This window comes from Pseudoalteromonas sp. TP27, assembly GCF_056470645.1.
The window spans coordinates 164,848-179,568 of sequence record NZ_JARDAK010000001.1; the positions used below are offsets into that span (position 1 = coordinate 164,848).

12 protein-coding genes and 6 pseudogenes are annotated in these 14,721 nt (G+C 40.0%); 5 read left to right on the forward strand and 13 right to left on the reverse strand.

Features of this window, described 5'->3' with window-relative positions:
• Positions 1–141 precede the first annotated feature (141 nt).
• Both PX700_RS00720 and PX700_RS00725 read right to left on the reverse strand, forming a co-directional pair.
• Complete coding sequence (locus PX700_RS00720; RefSeq protein ID WP_479519558.1) at positions 142–567, reverse strand: hypothetical protein; 426 nt, start codon at positions 565–567, stop codon at positions 142–144.
• A 113-nt stretch (positions 568–680) separates the two neighbouring features.
• Positions 681–1,100 (reverse strand): hypothetical protein, encoded by a 420-nt coding sequence (locus PX700_RS00725; RefSeq protein ID WP_415636233.1) that lies wholly within the window; start codon positions 1,098–1,100, stop codon positions 681–683.
• Between the two features lie 44 nt (positions 1,101–1,144).
• Between PX700_RS00725 and PX700_RS00730 the strand changes: the two are divergent.
• Positions 1,145–1,288, forward strand: a pseudogene (locus PX700_RS00730) (PQQ-dependent sugar dehydrogenase); the annotation flags it as partial.
• 87 nt (positions 1,289–1,375) lie between these two features.
• Here PX700_RS00730 and PX700_RS00735 read toward each other — a convergent pair.
• The 4 genes and pseudogenes from PX700_RS00735 to PX700_RS00750 form a co-directional block, all read right to left on the reverse strand.
• Complete coding sequence (locus PX700_RS00735) at positions 1,376–1,795, reverse strand: IS1096 element passenger TnpR family protein (RefSeq protein WP_479519559.1); 420 nt, start codon at positions 1,793–1,795, stop codon at positions 1,376–1,378.
• A gap of 247 nt (positions 1,796–2,042) precedes the next feature.
• Positions 2,043–2,306, reverse strand: a pseudogene (locus tag PX700_RS00740) (transposase); the annotation flags it as partial.
• A gap of 73 nt (positions 2,307–2,379) precedes the next feature.
• Positions 2,380–2,559: a hypothetical protein gene (locus PX700_RS00745; protein WP_415636235.1), complete on the reverse strand. Its 180-nt coding sequence runs from the start codon at positions 2,557–2,559 to the stop codon at positions 2,380–2,382.
• A gap of 467 nt (positions 2,560–3,026) precedes the next feature.
• Positions 3,027–3,338 (reverse strand): annotated as a pseudogene (locus PX700_RS00750) (transposase); the annotation flags it as partial.
• A gap of 32 nt (positions 3,339–3,370) precedes the next feature.
• Between PX700_RS00750 and PX700_RS00755 the strand changes: the two are divergent.
• A pseudogene (locus PX700_RS00755) lies at positions 3,371–3,520 on the forward strand (PQQ-dependent sugar dehydrogenase); the annotation flags it as partial.
• A 256-nt stretch (positions 3,521–3,776) separates the two neighbouring features.
• Here the strand turns inward: PX700_RS00755 and PX700_RS00760 are convergent.
• Positions 3,777–4,828, reverse strand: a pseudogene (locus tag PX700_RS00760) (transposase).
• A gap of 97 nt (positions 4,829–4,925) precedes the next feature.
• Here PX700_RS00760 and PX700_RS00765 point away from each other — a divergent pair.
• Positions 4,926–5,069, forward strand: a pseudogene (locus tag PX700_RS00765) (IS110 family transposase); the annotation flags it as partial.
• A gap of 288 nt (positions 5,070–5,357) precedes the next feature.
• Positions 5,358–5,972: a hypothetical protein gene (locus PX700_RS00770; protein WP_415636236.1), complete on the forward strand. Its 615-nt coding sequence runs from the start codon at positions 5,358–5,360 to the stop codon at positions 5,970–5,972.
• A gap of 611 nt (positions 5,973–6,583) precedes the next feature.
• Here the strand turns inward: PX700_RS00770 and serS are convergent.
• From serS to lrp, 6 genes are all read right to left on the reverse strand, one after another.
• Positions 6,584–7,888, reverse strand: coding sequence for a serine--tRNA ligase (gene serS / locus PX700_RS00775; protein ID WP_008168632.1), 1,305 nt, complete (start codon positions 7,886–7,888; stop codon positions 6,584–6,586).
• Between the two features lie 9 nt (positions 7,889–7,897).
• A complete protein-coding gene (crcB, locus tag PX700_RS00780; RefSeq protein ID WP_021032117.1) occupies positions 7,898–8,278 on the reverse strand; it encodes a fluoride efflux transporter CrcB in 381 nt (126 codons plus the stop codon).
• The gene (locus PX700_RS00785; protein ID WP_479519560.1) at positions 8,271–9,614 is read right to left on the reverse strand and encodes a replication-associated recombination protein A; all 1,344 of its coding nucleotides are present in this window, start codon (positions 9,612–9,614) and stop codon (positions 8,271–8,273) included. The genes crcB and PX700_RS00785 overlap by 8 nt, the downstream gene beginning before the upstream one ends.
• Complete coding sequence (lolA, locus tag PX700_RS00790) at positions 9,607–10,233, reverse strand: outer membrane lipoprotein periplasmic chaperone LolA (RefSeq protein ID WP_479519561.1); 627 nt, start codon at positions 10,231–10,233, stop codon at positions 9,607–9,609. Before lolA ends, PX700_RS00785 begins: the two co-directional genes overlap by 8 nt.
• A complete protein-coding gene (locus tag PX700_RS00795) occupies positions 10,230–12,728 on the reverse strand; it encodes a DNA translocase FtsK (protein ID WP_479519562.1) in 2,499 nt (832 codons plus the stop codon). Before PX700_RS00795 ends, lolA begins: the two co-directional genes overlap by 4 nt.
• Positions 12,729–12,941: 213 nt before the next feature.
• Positions 12,942–13,421, reverse strand: coding sequence for a leucine-responsive transcriptional regulator Lrp (lrp, locus tag PX700_RS00800; RefSeq protein ID WP_033014887.1), 480 nt, complete (start codon positions 13,419–13,421; stop codon positions 12,942–12,944).
• 142 nt (positions 13,422–13,563) lie between these two features.
• Here lrp and ald point away from each other — a divergent pair, with 142 nt between their 5' ends.
• Positions 13,564–14,685, forward strand: coding sequence for an alanine dehydrogenase (gene ald / locus PX700_RS00805; protein ID WP_165740692.1), 1,122 nt, complete (start codon positions 13,564–13,566; stop codon positions 14,683–14,685).
• The last annotated feature ends 36 nt before the right edge of the window (positions 14,686–14,721 follow it).

The following is a 14,721-nucleotide window of genomic DNA, read 5'->3' on the forward strand; positions in this document are numbered from 1 at the left end:
TAAATGTGTCGGTACTCATCCTTCAATGCATTTATTAAATCTTTACTGTAAACCTAGCAGCATATATATCTATAAGGTCAGCGTTATATAACTAAATTATTTTAAAGGTAATTACAAAAACTATACTTCAAAATTTAATACCTAGCTTTTACCCGATTCTAATTTCTGTTTCAATAACTCAATCAGTTGAGTGTTAAGCCCTGTAATTTCGGCTTCTAGTAATTTCACTTTAGCCTGTGACTCTTCATCTTCTTTACTGCCTAATAATGCAGCTTCCTGTAGTAGCTTTTCAAGCTTCTCTTGTATTTCAGCAATCTGCTCATCAAGTGGGTCTTCTTCAGATTGTGATGCCTGACTTACATCTTCATTGCCTGATAATTTACGTAACGCCTCTCGATTTTGATCTTCCAGGCTTTTTTCTTTTCCTTCTTTAGATATATCCACTTGATCACTTTTATCCGCGGCTTTGTGCATAGTCGCTTTTTCGGTAACTTCATCAGCTACCACCTTTAAAGTTTGTTTTTGCGGGTAAGTTTCTAAAGGTTTAGAGGTTATGTGAACTGACATTTTATCCATTTTAATATTCCTATTCAGTCAATTATTGGCGACCGGTATTTAACTACAAATATAATGCTTTACCAAAAGTTAATTATAATAGCCTTTATTAGATTACACTTTATTCACAAGCTTGCCCATTGTTGTTTTAAACCAACAAGGTGAACAATACCAAAAGATAAACAAATAATAGAACTCCAAACCCAAAACTCAGGCGAACGCCCCATAGGGTTATTTATTAGAAAGAACCCAGCAACACCACGGGCTAGATAAATAAAAGTTATTAGTAAAAGAGCTAGGCGGATGAATGGAAGTTTAAAAATCACACCTGCGGCTGAAAATGCATACAATGACCAAGTTGATAGAATCAGAACAATTACACTAGTAATAAGAGTAGGTTGAATACTTCCTTGCTCAGAAAGTAATGCCATTTGCTCTCCTGCACCGAAGAACCGATACCAAGAACCTCCAAAATAGATACAACCTAAATGCAAAGTTGCTACAACAGCACTTAATGTACCTGCAATTATTAGAAAAACATTCATAGAGCGATAAAACCCCCGTGAGACATAACGAACCTGTAAATTAGCTGGCTAATGGTGAGTTTACGCAGTCTCACTTATTCCCAGAGATCGCAGGACGATTAAGAGATGTATTCATAACTGATAGAGTCAATATAGCTATATTAACCGATGGGGAAGATGCAAAGCTTATGTTGGTTATAGCAAATTAATCTGCATGAAATAACTAATAATAAAGCTAATGGCAAAAAGAAAGACCTGACCTCATGGTATTTCTACAGCGACCCAATTAGATAAAATCATTCATCCCAATCAGGATATTGCTCCGGTTTTATACCACTTTCGAGCACCACTCTAGGATAAAATATATCAGACTTTTCACTAAAGCGTTTTTTTCTGCTTTTACTTATTTGAAACAACCAGCTATCACCGTAATCAAACATATAATAGAGCTTTTTACCCTTAGCTTGTGGGAATATGCTATCAATTGTTTCTTGGGTTACCTTATCTTCATTGCATGCTATACGTTGCGCGCTTCTAGAGTAATAAGAGTTACCAATACAAAACTCATACATATGATCATTATCAAAGTCTACAGCATACAAAATTGCTTGATGCAATTCATCCAAACTATAGTCAATTGGGATTTCCAAAGCACATTCCCATTCATTATAAGCGTGCATACCTTCAAGTAATTTTATCTTTAATGTCTCAATCATATCTAGAATCCCCCTTGTTACCTATATTGAATTAACGAGCCTGTAGATTAACTCGTTTTTTATTTGTTTTTATTGATAAACAAACCATAGCTGAGTTCCTATTTTGGTTCAATCTATTACTGTACTTTTACACAGCATATAAAGAAGTGTTTGATATTGTTTTAATTGGCGTTTTGGAAGAAATTACGGAGGATTAAGCGACTTTATTGAGGTTAATATGCCTTACCTATTCTTAATGTAACGTGTTTTATCGCTTTTCTATATTATGAACAAGGCAATACAGTTGCCATTGCGTATTCACTTTCGCTTGACCCCGTAAGGTCAATTTATTCATGCCTTTGTTAACGGTAATATTGCGCTTTTTATTTAAAGGAAAGCAAGCTCAATACAGCCGAGCCGTTTGCCACTCTTTAATAAACTGCAATCATCGTCCGATTAGGCTGTCTATTATTATTTTCATTTTTTCTACATAGCTCAGCTTTTTGCGTGATTCATTATTTATAATTTCCACTTAACACATTGCTTTAATTAATGATTTCAGTAAAAATTAGAATGGGTGTCACCCTAACTATCTTGGTTAAACTCTACCAGCTTGCTTTACTTTTAGGTAAACCAATTATCATAAAAGTGGCAAATGATATATACATTGGCAACCAAACTGCCATAGATGAACTTGACAACAATGTCGCTATTAGCATTTGCATGCTTGCTGTTATTATAAATCCTATGCTACCGATGATAAAAAACGTTTTTTTATTTTTCATAATTATTCCTTTATTAAATAAAACTACACTTTGATTCATACTCACCAGTGGTCTGGCACATAACGAGCCTGTAGATTAGCTCGTTTTTAATTTATTTTTATTGATGGTTCAACCATAGCTGAGTTCCTGTTCTGGTTCAATCGATAACTGACTTTCACATCAAATTTAAAAAGCGTTTTATTGGTTGTTTTGATTGGCGTTTTCGAAGGGATTATGGGTATCTGAGTGGTTTTATTGAGGTTGAAAAAACTTACCCCTTCTTAACATTAAACTAGACAGCCACTCCAATTGTAAACTAATCTGGCGCGCTACTAAATTTATTTTTTTTGGGCTAAGAGTTCATCTATTTTTTATATCTTTACTCGCGCGTCACACATTAAATAAGCCATCATCACTGTTAAACCTGAATTACGCGCATGAGAATATCTGCATAATTGCAGCTTTAATTTTTACTGAGTAGTTTAAGTTTATGCGAGAAGCTTTTGGCAGTTACTGATATTCGCTCGCCGTTTTCGGTTTAAGTTTTCACAGTAACTTGCTTGTGAAGTGGGCCTACCTACTGCACCATGGAATACGCGCGTAAATTGTGTGGTGAGTTTTAACCAGTTTTCGGGGGATATATTAATTCTTTCTAGCAAAGGAAGTTTCATATTATCAATGTGCCCGCGTTTATCCTCTCGTATTATTCGCCCTGTTAGCTCAACAAGTTCAAGGTACGATTTAAGCTCAAACGGTAACCCTTTAGGCATAATCTGACGTGGCATACCTGCAAAACGCAGCGCATTAAACTAGACAGCCACTCCAATTGTAAATTAATCTGGCTAATGGTGAGTTTACGCAGTCTCACATATTCCCAGAGACCGCAGGACGATTAAGAGATGTATTCATAACTGATAAAGGTAACGTCGCGGTATTAACAGACGGTAAAGAGGCAAAGCTAATGTTGTTTATATCGAATTAATTTGCATGAAATAACCAATAATAAAGCTAATGGCAAAATAGCATTAAACTAGACAGCCACTCCAATTGTAAACTAATCTGGCGCGCCACTAAATTTACTTTTTTGGCCTAAAAGTTCATCTCTTTTTATATCTTTACTCGCGCGTCACACATTAAATAAGCAATTATCACTGTTAAACCTAAATTACACGCATGAAAATGACTGCATAATGCAGTTGTGATTTATTACTGAATAGTTTTACTGAGTAGTTTAAGTTTTATGCCAGTAGCTTTTCGCAGTTACTGATATTCGCTCGCCGCTTTCGCTTTAAGTTTTCACAATAACCTTCTTGTGAGGCTGGCCTGCCGACTGCACCATGAAATACACGCGTAAATTGTGTGGTGAGTTTTAACCAGTTTTCTGGGGAGATATTAACTATTTCGAGTAAGGTTAAGTGTGTACTTTCAATATAACCACGTTTGTCTTCTCGTATACAGCGCCCTGTTAGCTCAACAAGTTCAAGGTACGATTTAAGCTCAAACGGCAGCCCTTTTGGCATAACTTGACGTGGCATGCCTGCAAAGCGCAGTAGTTGCTTTGCTTGTTTGCCATCCTTTGCATACGTTAAACGCTGTTTGATGCTGGTACGATCTGACTCTTCTGGTGTGTTAGCCATTTTAGCTCTAATGGGGTTTAAATCGACATACGCCATACAGGCGGCAAGTGCGGCTTCATCAAGCAGTGCTTGTGAGCTAAATCCCCCCTCCCACAAAATTGTATGGAACAACTTTGAACGCATTAGGCGGCCCGAAGGGTGAGCGCCACGGACGGCTGCGAATAAAACCTGCCGGTACAGTTATCTTCCTTATTTGCTCTGCGAGCAATATCTTCATTTAACAACCGCATGAACCAGCTGATACTTGATAAGCGTTCACGGTATTGTTTAACCGTTTGGTTGAAAAAGATGAGTTCAACTTTACCTAACTTTTCACCTCGTACATATTTCTGCGTTAACAATGTGCCTTTACAGAGTTTATGCCAGCGAATAACAATCGTTTTATCATTCAGCCTGTTTGCTTTCTTATCATCTACATACAGTACTAAATGGGTGTGATTACTCATTACAGCGTAAGCACACACATCAATACAAAATACCTTGGCTAACTCAAGCAGCCTATCTTCAACCCAACCTCTGCGATGCTCAAAAGATTGGCCTGTAAAACGGTCTTCACCGCACAGGAAAGCACGCCGAACACATCGTGATATGCAGTGATAGTATTTTGTATCAACCAAACTTACTTGACGCTTTCTTGCGGTTGCATAAGACACCCTGCTTTTATTAGCACTGATGAAAGCCTAGTACTTAGTTCGCCATACTGCAAAAATTAGGGTGGGTGTCTAGTTTATTTTTTAGGTGTCTAGTTTATTTTTAAGGCAAACATTTGTGGAATGGACAGGATTATCTGTGCGCTATTCATTTTGGGCAAAAGCATATTATCGGCAGCAAGAAGCCAAAGGAAAACCCCATAATACCATCATCAGATCATTGGCATTTAAGTGGATGGTAATCCCACCGAAAATTTGACTCAGGCAGAGTGACCATATGTGTCTGTGTTATTTAACTAAATATCTGACCCTAGAATTTCTAAATATCACAACGAGGATTTCGTGTAATAAAGTGTAATAGATAATTCAAAATAAAAAACTATTATTTATCCGTAGCCACAGAGCAGTTTTCAGGAAAATAAAAACCTGAATAATACAGCGACTACCAATTAATGCAGTCCAGTTTATTAACCACTTTAAAAACAAGGTGTCATTCGAAAGCTAACTAATCAAAAATTAAAAGGATTATTGTATGGAAATCACAGCAAATAATGAAGTTGAAAACATTAGTTTTAAATCCACTATAGAAGAAATGAGAAAGCACTATTTACTCCAGCTAGGCAACACGAAACGAGTAACAGGGTTTGGCTTATCTCGACTAAAAGTAGCATCTTCATCAGAAAGGTCAGAAGGCGAAAATGAAGAGTTAGTAGAAGTCATGGGAGATACTGTTTCCAGTGTACAGGCCATGACAAGTGAATTTTCAGCCACAACACAAGTTGGTGTTAACGCATCCTCAGAGGAATATATTAATAGTAATAACTCTGAAAGTGATCAGGCTAAATTCAAACAACAAATGGAAGATCGTCGTAAAAAAGCGATAGCCGCAAGTGAAAAAGTAATCAATGCAGCATTTGATAAAGCTTCTGAACTTGGTGAAAAGCACCCAAACCTTCAAAATGGTATATTGTCAGTAACAGACACTATGACACAAGGAATCGTGAGTGCTGCAAATTTTGTAGCAGATATTGTAATTGAAGTTGTTGGCAAAGTAATAAACGCACTAAGTAAAGCTTGGAGCTGGATCACAGATCAATTTGCAACTGCTGCTAAATCGATAGGCAATTTCTTTTCAAATATTTTCTAATAATATATTAATTAAACAAGGGGAATTTCGCCCCTTGTTCTTCCCTGTTTTAACCTTCTCCGAAGTGTCTTCCTGTGGCATTTTTGGCGCGTTCGATGGTTTCGTCACTCATACGGTACTGGTTTGGATCATTCCCATGATGTCAATAGCTAGCACAATCGTATTTGTATTTAGACAGTATTTAAACAGGACAACTACTCTAATTGAACAGACAAAAATCTACCACTGAATTACTTTCATTTGACTCATTAAATAAATCATTGGCACTCTTAAACCTAAATTACACGCATGAAAATGACTGCATGATGCCGGTTTAGATTTTCACAGTAACTTGCTTGTGAGGTCGGATTACCACCCTAGCTCTATGGGAGGTACTCAAGTGAAGTTATGTTTAAATCATTTAGTAAACTCGTAAAATGTAGCGCAAGGAACAAATAAAAAGGACAAGCGCATATTTTTGCCAAAGAACTGTAACGCGCTAAAGCACGTCCTACATATTAGCTGAGCCTTATTACCTTTAACCTATCACAAAAAAGCCGCTGTTTATTACAAACAGCGGCTTTCGAATTAAGATTTACAAGCTTAAAGCTTGCTTAACTTAAACTTGATTTTTATTGTTTACCAATCACTTCAAGTCCACCCATGTATGGGCGTAATACTTCTGGTACTACTACTGTGCCATCGGCTTGTTGGTAGTTTTCTAGTATGGCTACTAGTGTACGGCCAACGGCTAAGCCTGAACCATTTAGTGTATGTAGTAACTCTGGCTTTTTAACACCTTCACGGCGAAAACGTGCTTGCATACGACGAGCCTGAAAATCAGCCATATTTGAACATGATGAAATTTCGCGGTATGTGTCTTGTGCAGGTAACCATACTTCTAAGTCGTAGGTTTTAGCTGAGCCAAAGCCCATGTCGCCCATACATAAAATTACTTTACGGTACGGAAGCTCTAGCGCTTGTAGTATTTGCTCTGCGTGACCTGTTAACTCTTCAAGCGTTGCCATTGAGTCTTCTGGTTTTACAAGTTGTACTAATTCAACTTTATCAAACTGATGCTGACGAATTAAGCCACGTGTATCGCGGCCATAGCTGCCTGCTTCACTTCTAAAGCACGGAGTGTGGGCAACTAAGCGTATAGGTAAAGCGCTTTCGTCATAAATTTCGTCGCGTGCGCTGTTTGTAAGCGGTACTTCAGCTGTAGGAATTAAGCTAAAGCCGGCTTGTTGTTCGCCATCGTCGTTTACAAGACCTAACGTATGGAACAAATCGCCCGCAAATTTAGGTAATTGGCTTGTGCCATAAAGGCTTGCGCTATTAACTAAGTACGGTACATACATTTCGGTGTAGCCGTTTTTGTCTGCGTGTGTATCTAGCATAAATTGCGTTAGTGCACGGTGCATACGCGCTACTTGGCCGCGCATTACTGTAAAGCGTGCACCACTAATTTTAACGCCCATTTCAAAGTCTAAGCCGTTTAGGTCTTGCCCTACATCAACGTGATCTTTAACTTCAAAATCGAATTTTTTAGGCGTGCCCCACGTTAAAATTTCAACGTTGTCGTCTTCGTCTTTACCCGCAGGTACTGACTCATCTGGCAAGTTAGGAATTGCTAAGGCAATGTCGTTAATTGCGGCTAATACTTCATCTTGCTCAGTTTTAGCAGCGTCTAGCTCGCTACCTAAGTTAGCTACTGCATCAAGTAATGGCTGCGCGTCTTCGCCTTTTGCTTTGGCTTGACCAATTGCTTTTGCGCTTGCATTACGTTGACTTTGAAGTTCTTGCGTTTTTACTTGTAATGTTTTGCGTTTTTCTTCAAGTGCCGTTACCGTCGCTACATCGAGTTCGTAACCGCGCGCCGCTAAACGTGCTGCAGTTTGTTCGATGTCTTGACGTAAAAATTTAGAATCTAACATGTTAGTTTTTTAACCTTTTTGCATTACTAGCTGAAGGCCCAGCCAAGCCATAAAAATACACACCATCACGTTTAAGATGATATTGAGGGCCATTTTAATAAAGTGACCTTGTTGTAATAACAACAACGAGTCCATTGAGAATGTTGAAAAGGTGGTTAATGCACCTAAAAAGCCAATCCCGATAAGGGTTTTGGCGGGGCTAGCGGTGATAATTTCTTTATCTATCAAACCGTACAAAATGCCCATTAACAATGAACCCAGAATATTAACCGTCAACGTGCCAAAAGGGAATCCCCTACCGAGGAGTTTTAGCATGCTTTCGCTAATAAAAAACCGTAAACACGCACCTGACGCTCCGCCAAGTGCAATCATCATATAAAGTTTAATCATTTTCGTACCGTTTAAGTGGGCTTTGCGCATCGCGCTCTTTTAGGTAATCGAGTTTTTGTTTAATTTTTTGCTCAAGTCCGCGATCGCTCGGTAAGTAATATTCTTTGCCGTCCATTTCTGGCGGTAAGTACTTTTCACCTGCGGCAAATGCGCCTTCTTCATTATGCGCATAGCGATACTCGGCGCCGTAACCTAAGTCTTTCATTAAGTTGGTTGGGGCATTGCGTAAATGCTCTGGCACGGGGTAACTTGGCTCATTTTGAGCATCTGCTTTGGCTTGATTAAATGCCATATACACAGCATTACTTTTAGGTGCACTGGCTAAATACAATGTGGCTTGTGCAATTGCACGCTCACCTTCGCTTGGGCCTACTCGCTGAAATATATCCCATGCGTTTAGGGCGACTTCCATCGCACGCGGATCGGCGTTGCCAATGTCTTCTGTGGCAATAGCAAGTAATCGTCTTGCTACGTATAGAGGGTCACCGCCACCGGCTAAAATTCGACAATACCAATACAATGCACCATCAGGAGAGCTGCCACGTACTGATTTGTGAAAAGCTGAGATTAAATCGTAAAACTCATCGCCGCCTTTGTCATATTTAGCTAAGTGTGTGGGCAATACTTGGCTAAGTACGTGCTCGTCTACGTTGTACTGCCCGTTTTGCTCGGTTGTTAAGTCAACAGCTTGTTCAAGTAAGTTAAGTACTTTGCGGGCATCACCACCACTTGCTTGGCACAGTGCCTTTTTAGCGTTGTCGGCAATAGTTATGTGCTTTTGGCTTAGCTGCTCGTCTTGTTTAAGTGCGCGCTCTATTACGGAGTATAAGTCGGTGTCGGCAAGCGATTTTAAAACATACACACGCGCACGCGATAAAATAGCGTTGTTAAGGGCGAACGAGGGGTTTTCGGTGGTTGCACCTACAAATATAAAGGTGCCGTCTTCTATGTGCGGTAAAAACGCATCTTGCTGAGATTTATTAAAGCGGTGAACTTCGTCAACAAACATAAGCGTTCGCTGTCCACGGCTTTCTAAATTATCGCGTGCTTGCGTTACGCTGTCGCGAATATCTTTTACGCCCGCAGTTACCGCTGACATTTGAATAAGTGAGGCATCAGCATGGTTAGCAATGATTTGCGCAAGTGTTGTTTTACCCACACCTGGCGGTCCCCACAAAATTAAACTGTGGCAGCGCCCCGCCACAATGGCTTGATGCAGTGGTTTATCAGCACTTAATAAGTGCTGCTGACCAATGTATTCATCAAGTGTTGTAGGGCGCATACGCGCGGCAAGTGGGCGTACATCGGGTCCAAAATTAAAACCTAAATTACTCACCGTTACTCTGATCGTCTATTTCAACACCTTCTGGCGGTGTAAATTCAAAGGTGGTTTTATCAAGTAATGTATTTACTTGAGGGTCGCTAAACGTAAATGACGACAGCTGCCCAGAGTTGTCGGTAACCACTAATTCAGCAAGCCCTTGCTCATTACCCGCAAATGTAATATCTAGCTGCTCTACTTGGCTTTCAACCCCTTTATTGGGTGTTACGCTAAAACCCTTACTAGTAGCAAGTACACTGTACTTCTCCCATTGCGCAGGGTCTTTAGATGTAAGCAATACAAACGGTGTTGAGTCGATCAAGCTGCTAGTTTGCATAATGGTTACTTGCTCAGCAAAGCTGTCGAAGTAATATGTTTTGTCACCATTTGATACAAACAAAGTGTCGTCTGGATTAGTTTGCTGCCATCGGATCATCATAGGCTGTTGAAGCGCTATTGTGCCCTCGCCTTGCATGACTGCTTGACCTTCTTTGTCAGTTACTTTTTGTGCGAATTGCGCTTTAAAGCTTTTTAAAGTCGCTAATTGGTCTTGTAATGCTTGGCTGTCGTCAGCAAAGCTTGGTGCAGCAAGTACGCTGCCTAATACTAATAATAAGGCGTTAAATTTTTTCATGAATTTGCTCCATTAGGTACTAATACATCGCGAGCGCCGTTATGGCCTGGTGAACTCACGATACCCGATGTTTCCATTTGTTCTACTAAACGTGCTGCGCGGTTATAGCCAACACGTAATTTACGTTGTACTGACGATACCGATACTTTGCCGGTTTCAATTACAAACGATACGGCTTCGTCATATAGCGGATCGTTTTCTTCATCTGCGTTTTCGCTAGCTTCGCCGGGTAATAAAATATCTTCGCTTGCATCGCCATTAAGTATTTCGTCAATATAATTTGGTTTAGCGCGCGCTTTCCAATCGTTTACAACAGCGTGTACTTCATGGTCGTCTACAAACGCGCCATGCACACGCTCTGGTACGCTAGTGCCTGGCGGTAAATAAAGCATGTCGCCCATACCTAGTAAGTTTTCTGCACCTTGTTGATCAAGTATGGTACGCGAATCTATTTTGCTCGATACCTGAAACGCCATACGCGTTGGTATATTTGCTTTAATTAAGCCGGTAATTACATCTACAGACGGACGCTGAGTAGCAAGCACTAAGTGAATGCCTGCTGCACGTGCTTTTTGGGCAATACGTGCAATTAGCTCTTCTACTTTTTTACCTACAATCATCATCATGTCGGCAAATTCGTCTATTACTACAACAATACTTGGTAGTTTATCGAGCTCGTCTGGGCCTTCTTTCATTCCGTCGGTGTCTTTAAATAATGGATCCAGAATTGGGTAACCCGCTTCTTTGGCTTCAAGCACTTTTTGGTTGTAACCTTTTAAGTTACGTACACCTAATGCCGACATTAACTTATAACGGCGTTCCATTTCGCCTACACACCAACGCAGTGCGTTAGCGGCTTCTTTCATGTCGGTAACTACTTCGCACAATAAGTGCGGAATACCTTCGTATACTGAAAGTTCAAGCATTTTAGGGTCAATCATGATCATACGTACATCGTCAGGACCCGATTTGTAAAGCAAGCTTACTATCATGACGTTAACGCCTACAGATTTACCCGAACCTGTTGTACCTGCTACGAGTAAATGTGGCATTTTACCTAAGTCGGCACATACTGGCTGACCGGCAATGTCTTTACCTAGCACCATGGTAAGTGGTGACGGATTTTGCTCAAATTTTGGCGCGTTTATTACTTCAGACAAACGAACAATTTCACGGTGTTTGTTAGGTAGTTCTATGCCTACATAGGTTTTACCTGGAATAACTTCTACAACACGTACACTGATTGCCGAAAGTGAACGGGCTAAATCTTTAGCCAAACCTGTAATTTTAGACACTTTAATACCGGGCGCTAAATCAAGTTCAAAACGTGTAACAACGGGACCTGGATATACAGCAACAACGGTAGCTTGTACGTTAAAGTCGAGTAGTTTTGTCTCTACTAAGCGCGATACTGTATCGAGCTCTTCTTGCGAAATTGGGTTTTTAGCTTTATCCGGTCTGTCGAGTAAATCAAGCGACGGTAATGGCCCCGGTGGTGGCTCTTGCGTTAGTAATTGCTCAAATTTTTCTTTAGCCGTTGGCGGCGGTTGATACGCAGGTTTTGCTTTAGGCATAGGCCTAGCTGGCGATACCACCGTTGTAACTGGTTTTTCAGGCTCTATAACGGGGCTTTGATCGAGTGCATTTAATGCAGCTTCTGTATCCATTGGCTCGTCGTCTATGGCGCTAAAGCCAATCTCTTGATCGAGTATGTCGTCAAGCTCATCAAACGGCATAAAGTCGTCACTAATTTGTGGCTCGCTAAATGGCGTTTGCGGTTTATTGATTGCTTTTTGTTTATCTGCTTTTTTATCTGATGTAGGTAGCTCTATTTGCTCATGAATATCGTCTTCAAAGTGAGCGTCAGCTTCATCGTTATTATTTACTTTGCCTGCAGCGTGTTCTCGGTGCATCCAGCCTTTTGCGTACGATACAATAAAGCGGTAAAGCCTAACCATTAAATCGCCAAGGTAATCTACAAAATCAACCCACGATACGCCGGTTAGTAATGTTAAGCCTGCAAAAAAGAAACACAGCAATAATATAGATGTACCGGTAAAGTTAAACGCAGGCATCATGGCTGATGCAATAACATCGCCCACTACCCCACCAGATGAGAAGTTATAAATATCGTCAAAGTTTATACTACTAATAGCCGTCGCTGAAGTAATAAATAAAGCAAAACCAATGACACGCAGCGCTAAGGTGGTGTAATCAAGCTGTAAAATACGGTGAGGTTGTTTAAATAACAAATAACCAAATAACTGAATGGCCGCAGGCACTAAGTAGGCCAGCCAACCAAATGTGAGTAATAAAATGTCGGCTATCCATGCACCGGCTGCTCCTGTGATGTTGCTTACTTCGCTAAAACTAGTTTGCGACCATGCAGCATCTGCTGGATCAAAGCTGATTAAGGCACATAAAATAAATATTGCCATAAAGGTGCTGATAATCAGCCCTGTTTCTAATAGTCTTTGCACACCGTTTAGGCGCATAGTTTCCTATCCCTCTTTATTATTCTATTCGCACTTGCTTTGCAGTCAAATACCTTAGCAGGAAATGCAATTTGTTGCACTTTATCTTAACCTTCATGGCCTGATTATGAACAAGTTTTTATAATTTGAGCGCATCATGTTTAGATCTTTGAAGATTGATTTTAGTTAGCCTAAAAATTAACAACTAATATTGTAGCTGTATTATAAATAATATTAAGCAATGTAAGGGCGGATAATGACCCCTTCTTCACCTTTTACTTCTTCCATTACTACATAAGTTCGGCTTTCACTTACGTTAGGCAGTTTTAATAATATGTCGCCTAATACACCACGATATTCTGACATATCATTTACGCGCGTTTTAAGTAAAAAATCAAAATTACCCGATACCAAATGACATTCTATAATTTCTTCGTGCTTTTTAACGGCCGCACTAAACTCATCAAATACGTCGGGAGATGTTTTAGTAATTGTTACTTCTACATACACCGATAAACCTTGTCCAAGCTTAGCTGGATCGACCACTGCTTTGTAGCCAAGGATGTAGCCTTCTCGCTCAAGCTTTTTCACTCGCTCCAGACAGGGCGTGGCGCTTAGGCCAACTCGTCTGGCCAGTTCAACATTTGAAAGGCGTCCATCATGTTGTAATTCCATTAAAATTTTACGGTCAATTCTATCTAATAATTGATGCATAGTACCAACTAGTTTTTTATGCTGTTTATTTTTATTATATAGATGATAACACTAGATTTGACTTTAAAAAAGGTGAGACACACGCCCTTATGATGAATATAATAGTGAAAAATGTTAATCCGTTCTTAATAAGGCAAAAGTTATGATTATTGGTGTTCCTAAAGAAATTAAAAACCATGAATACCGTGTAGGTATGGTTCCTGCGAGTGTTCGTGAATTAGTAAACCACGGTCACCAAGTGATTGTAGAAACTGATGCAGGTATGGGCATTGGTTTTACTAACGAAGATTACACGCTAGCGGGTGCTGAAATTTTAGCAACTGCTGCTGACGTTTTCGCTAAAGCAGACATGATAATAAAAGTAAAAGAGCCACAAGCAGTTGAACGTGCAATGTTACGTGAAGACCAAATTCTTTTCACTTACCTTCACCTTGCACCTGATCTTCCACAAACTGAAGACCTTGTAAAAAGCAAAGCTATTTGTATTGCATACGAAACTGTAACTGACTCTCGCGGTGGTTTACCGCTTCTTGCTCCTATGAGTGAAGTTGCTGGTCGTATGTCTATTCAAGCTGGTGCTCAAGCGCTAGAAAAATCTAACCACGGTCGTGGCATGCTACTAGGTGGCGTACCTGGCGTTGAAGCTGCTAAAGTTGTTGTAATTGGCGGCGGCATGGTTGGTCGTAGTGCTGCACTTATGGCTGTTGGCATGGGTGCTGAAGTTGTAGTACTTGACCGTAACATCGACGTTTTACGTGCACTAGATGCGCAATTTGGTAATAAAGTAAAAGCTATTTACTCAACTGCTGATGCACTAGAAAAACACGTACTAGAAGCTGACTTAGTAATTGGTGGCGTACTAATTCCAGGTGCTGCTGCACCTAAACTAGTAACTGCTGAACACATTAAAGCAATGAAACCTGGTTCTGCAATTGTTGACGTTGCAATCGACCAAGGTGGCTGTATTGCTACTTCTAAAGCAACGACGCATGCAGATCCTACTTTCATCGTTGATGAAGTTGTTCACTACTGTGTTGCTAACATGCCAGGCGCTGTTCCTCGTACATCTACGTTTGCACTTAATAATGCAACATTGCCTTTCATCATTAACCTTGCAAACAAAGGTTATAAAAAGGCATTACTAGATGACGCTCACTTCTTAAAAGGCTTAAACGTAATTAAAGGCCAAGTAACTTACAAAGAAGTAGCTGAAGCGTTCAACATGGAATATGTTGACCCACGCACAGCGGTAGAAAACGCGTAACTACTATTGTTACCGCTTATACCTAAGTAATTATTT

Coding starts and splice junctions, on each gene's coding strand:
- serS (WP_008168632.1), bottom strand. CDS start 7,888: ATGTTAGATTCTAAATTTTTACGTCAAGACATCGAACAAACTGCAGCA.
- PX700_RS00720 (WP_479519558.1), bottom strand. CDS start 567: ATGTCAGTTCACATAACCTCTAAACCTTTAGAAACTTACCCGCAAAAA.
- ald (WP_165740692.1), top strand. CDS start 13,564: ATGATTATTGGTGTTCCTAAAGAAATTAAAAACCATGAATACCGTGTA.
- PX700_RS00795 (WP_479519562.1), bottom strand. CDS start 12,728: ATGCGCCTAAACGGTGTGCAAAGACTATTAGAAACAGGGCTGATTATC.
- lrp (WP_033014887.1), bottom strand. CDS start 13,421: ATGCATCAATTATTAGATAGAATTGACCGTAAAATTTTAATGGAATTA.
- crcB (WP_021032117.1), bottom strand. CDS start 8,278: ATGATTAAACTTTATATGATGATTGCACTTGGCGGAGCGTCAGGTGCG.
- PX700_RS00770 (WP_415636236.1), top strand. CDS start 5,358: ATGGAAATCACAGCAAATAATGAAGTTGAAAACATTAGTTTTAAATCC.
- PX700_RS00745 (WP_415636235.1), bottom strand. CDS start 2,559: ATGAAAAATAAAAAAACGTTTTTTATCATCGGTAGCATAGGATTTATA.
- PX700_RS00725 (WP_415636233.1), bottom strand. CDS start 1,100: ATGAATGTTTTTCTAATAATTGCAGGTACATTAAGTGCTGTTGTAGCA.
- PX700_RS00735 (WP_479519559.1), bottom strand. CDS start 1,795: ATGATTGAGACATTAAAGATAAAATTACTTGAAGGTATGCACGCTTAT.
- lolA (WP_479519561.1), bottom strand. CDS start 10,233: ATGAAAAAATTTAACGCCTTATTATTAGTATTAGGCAGCGTACTTGCT.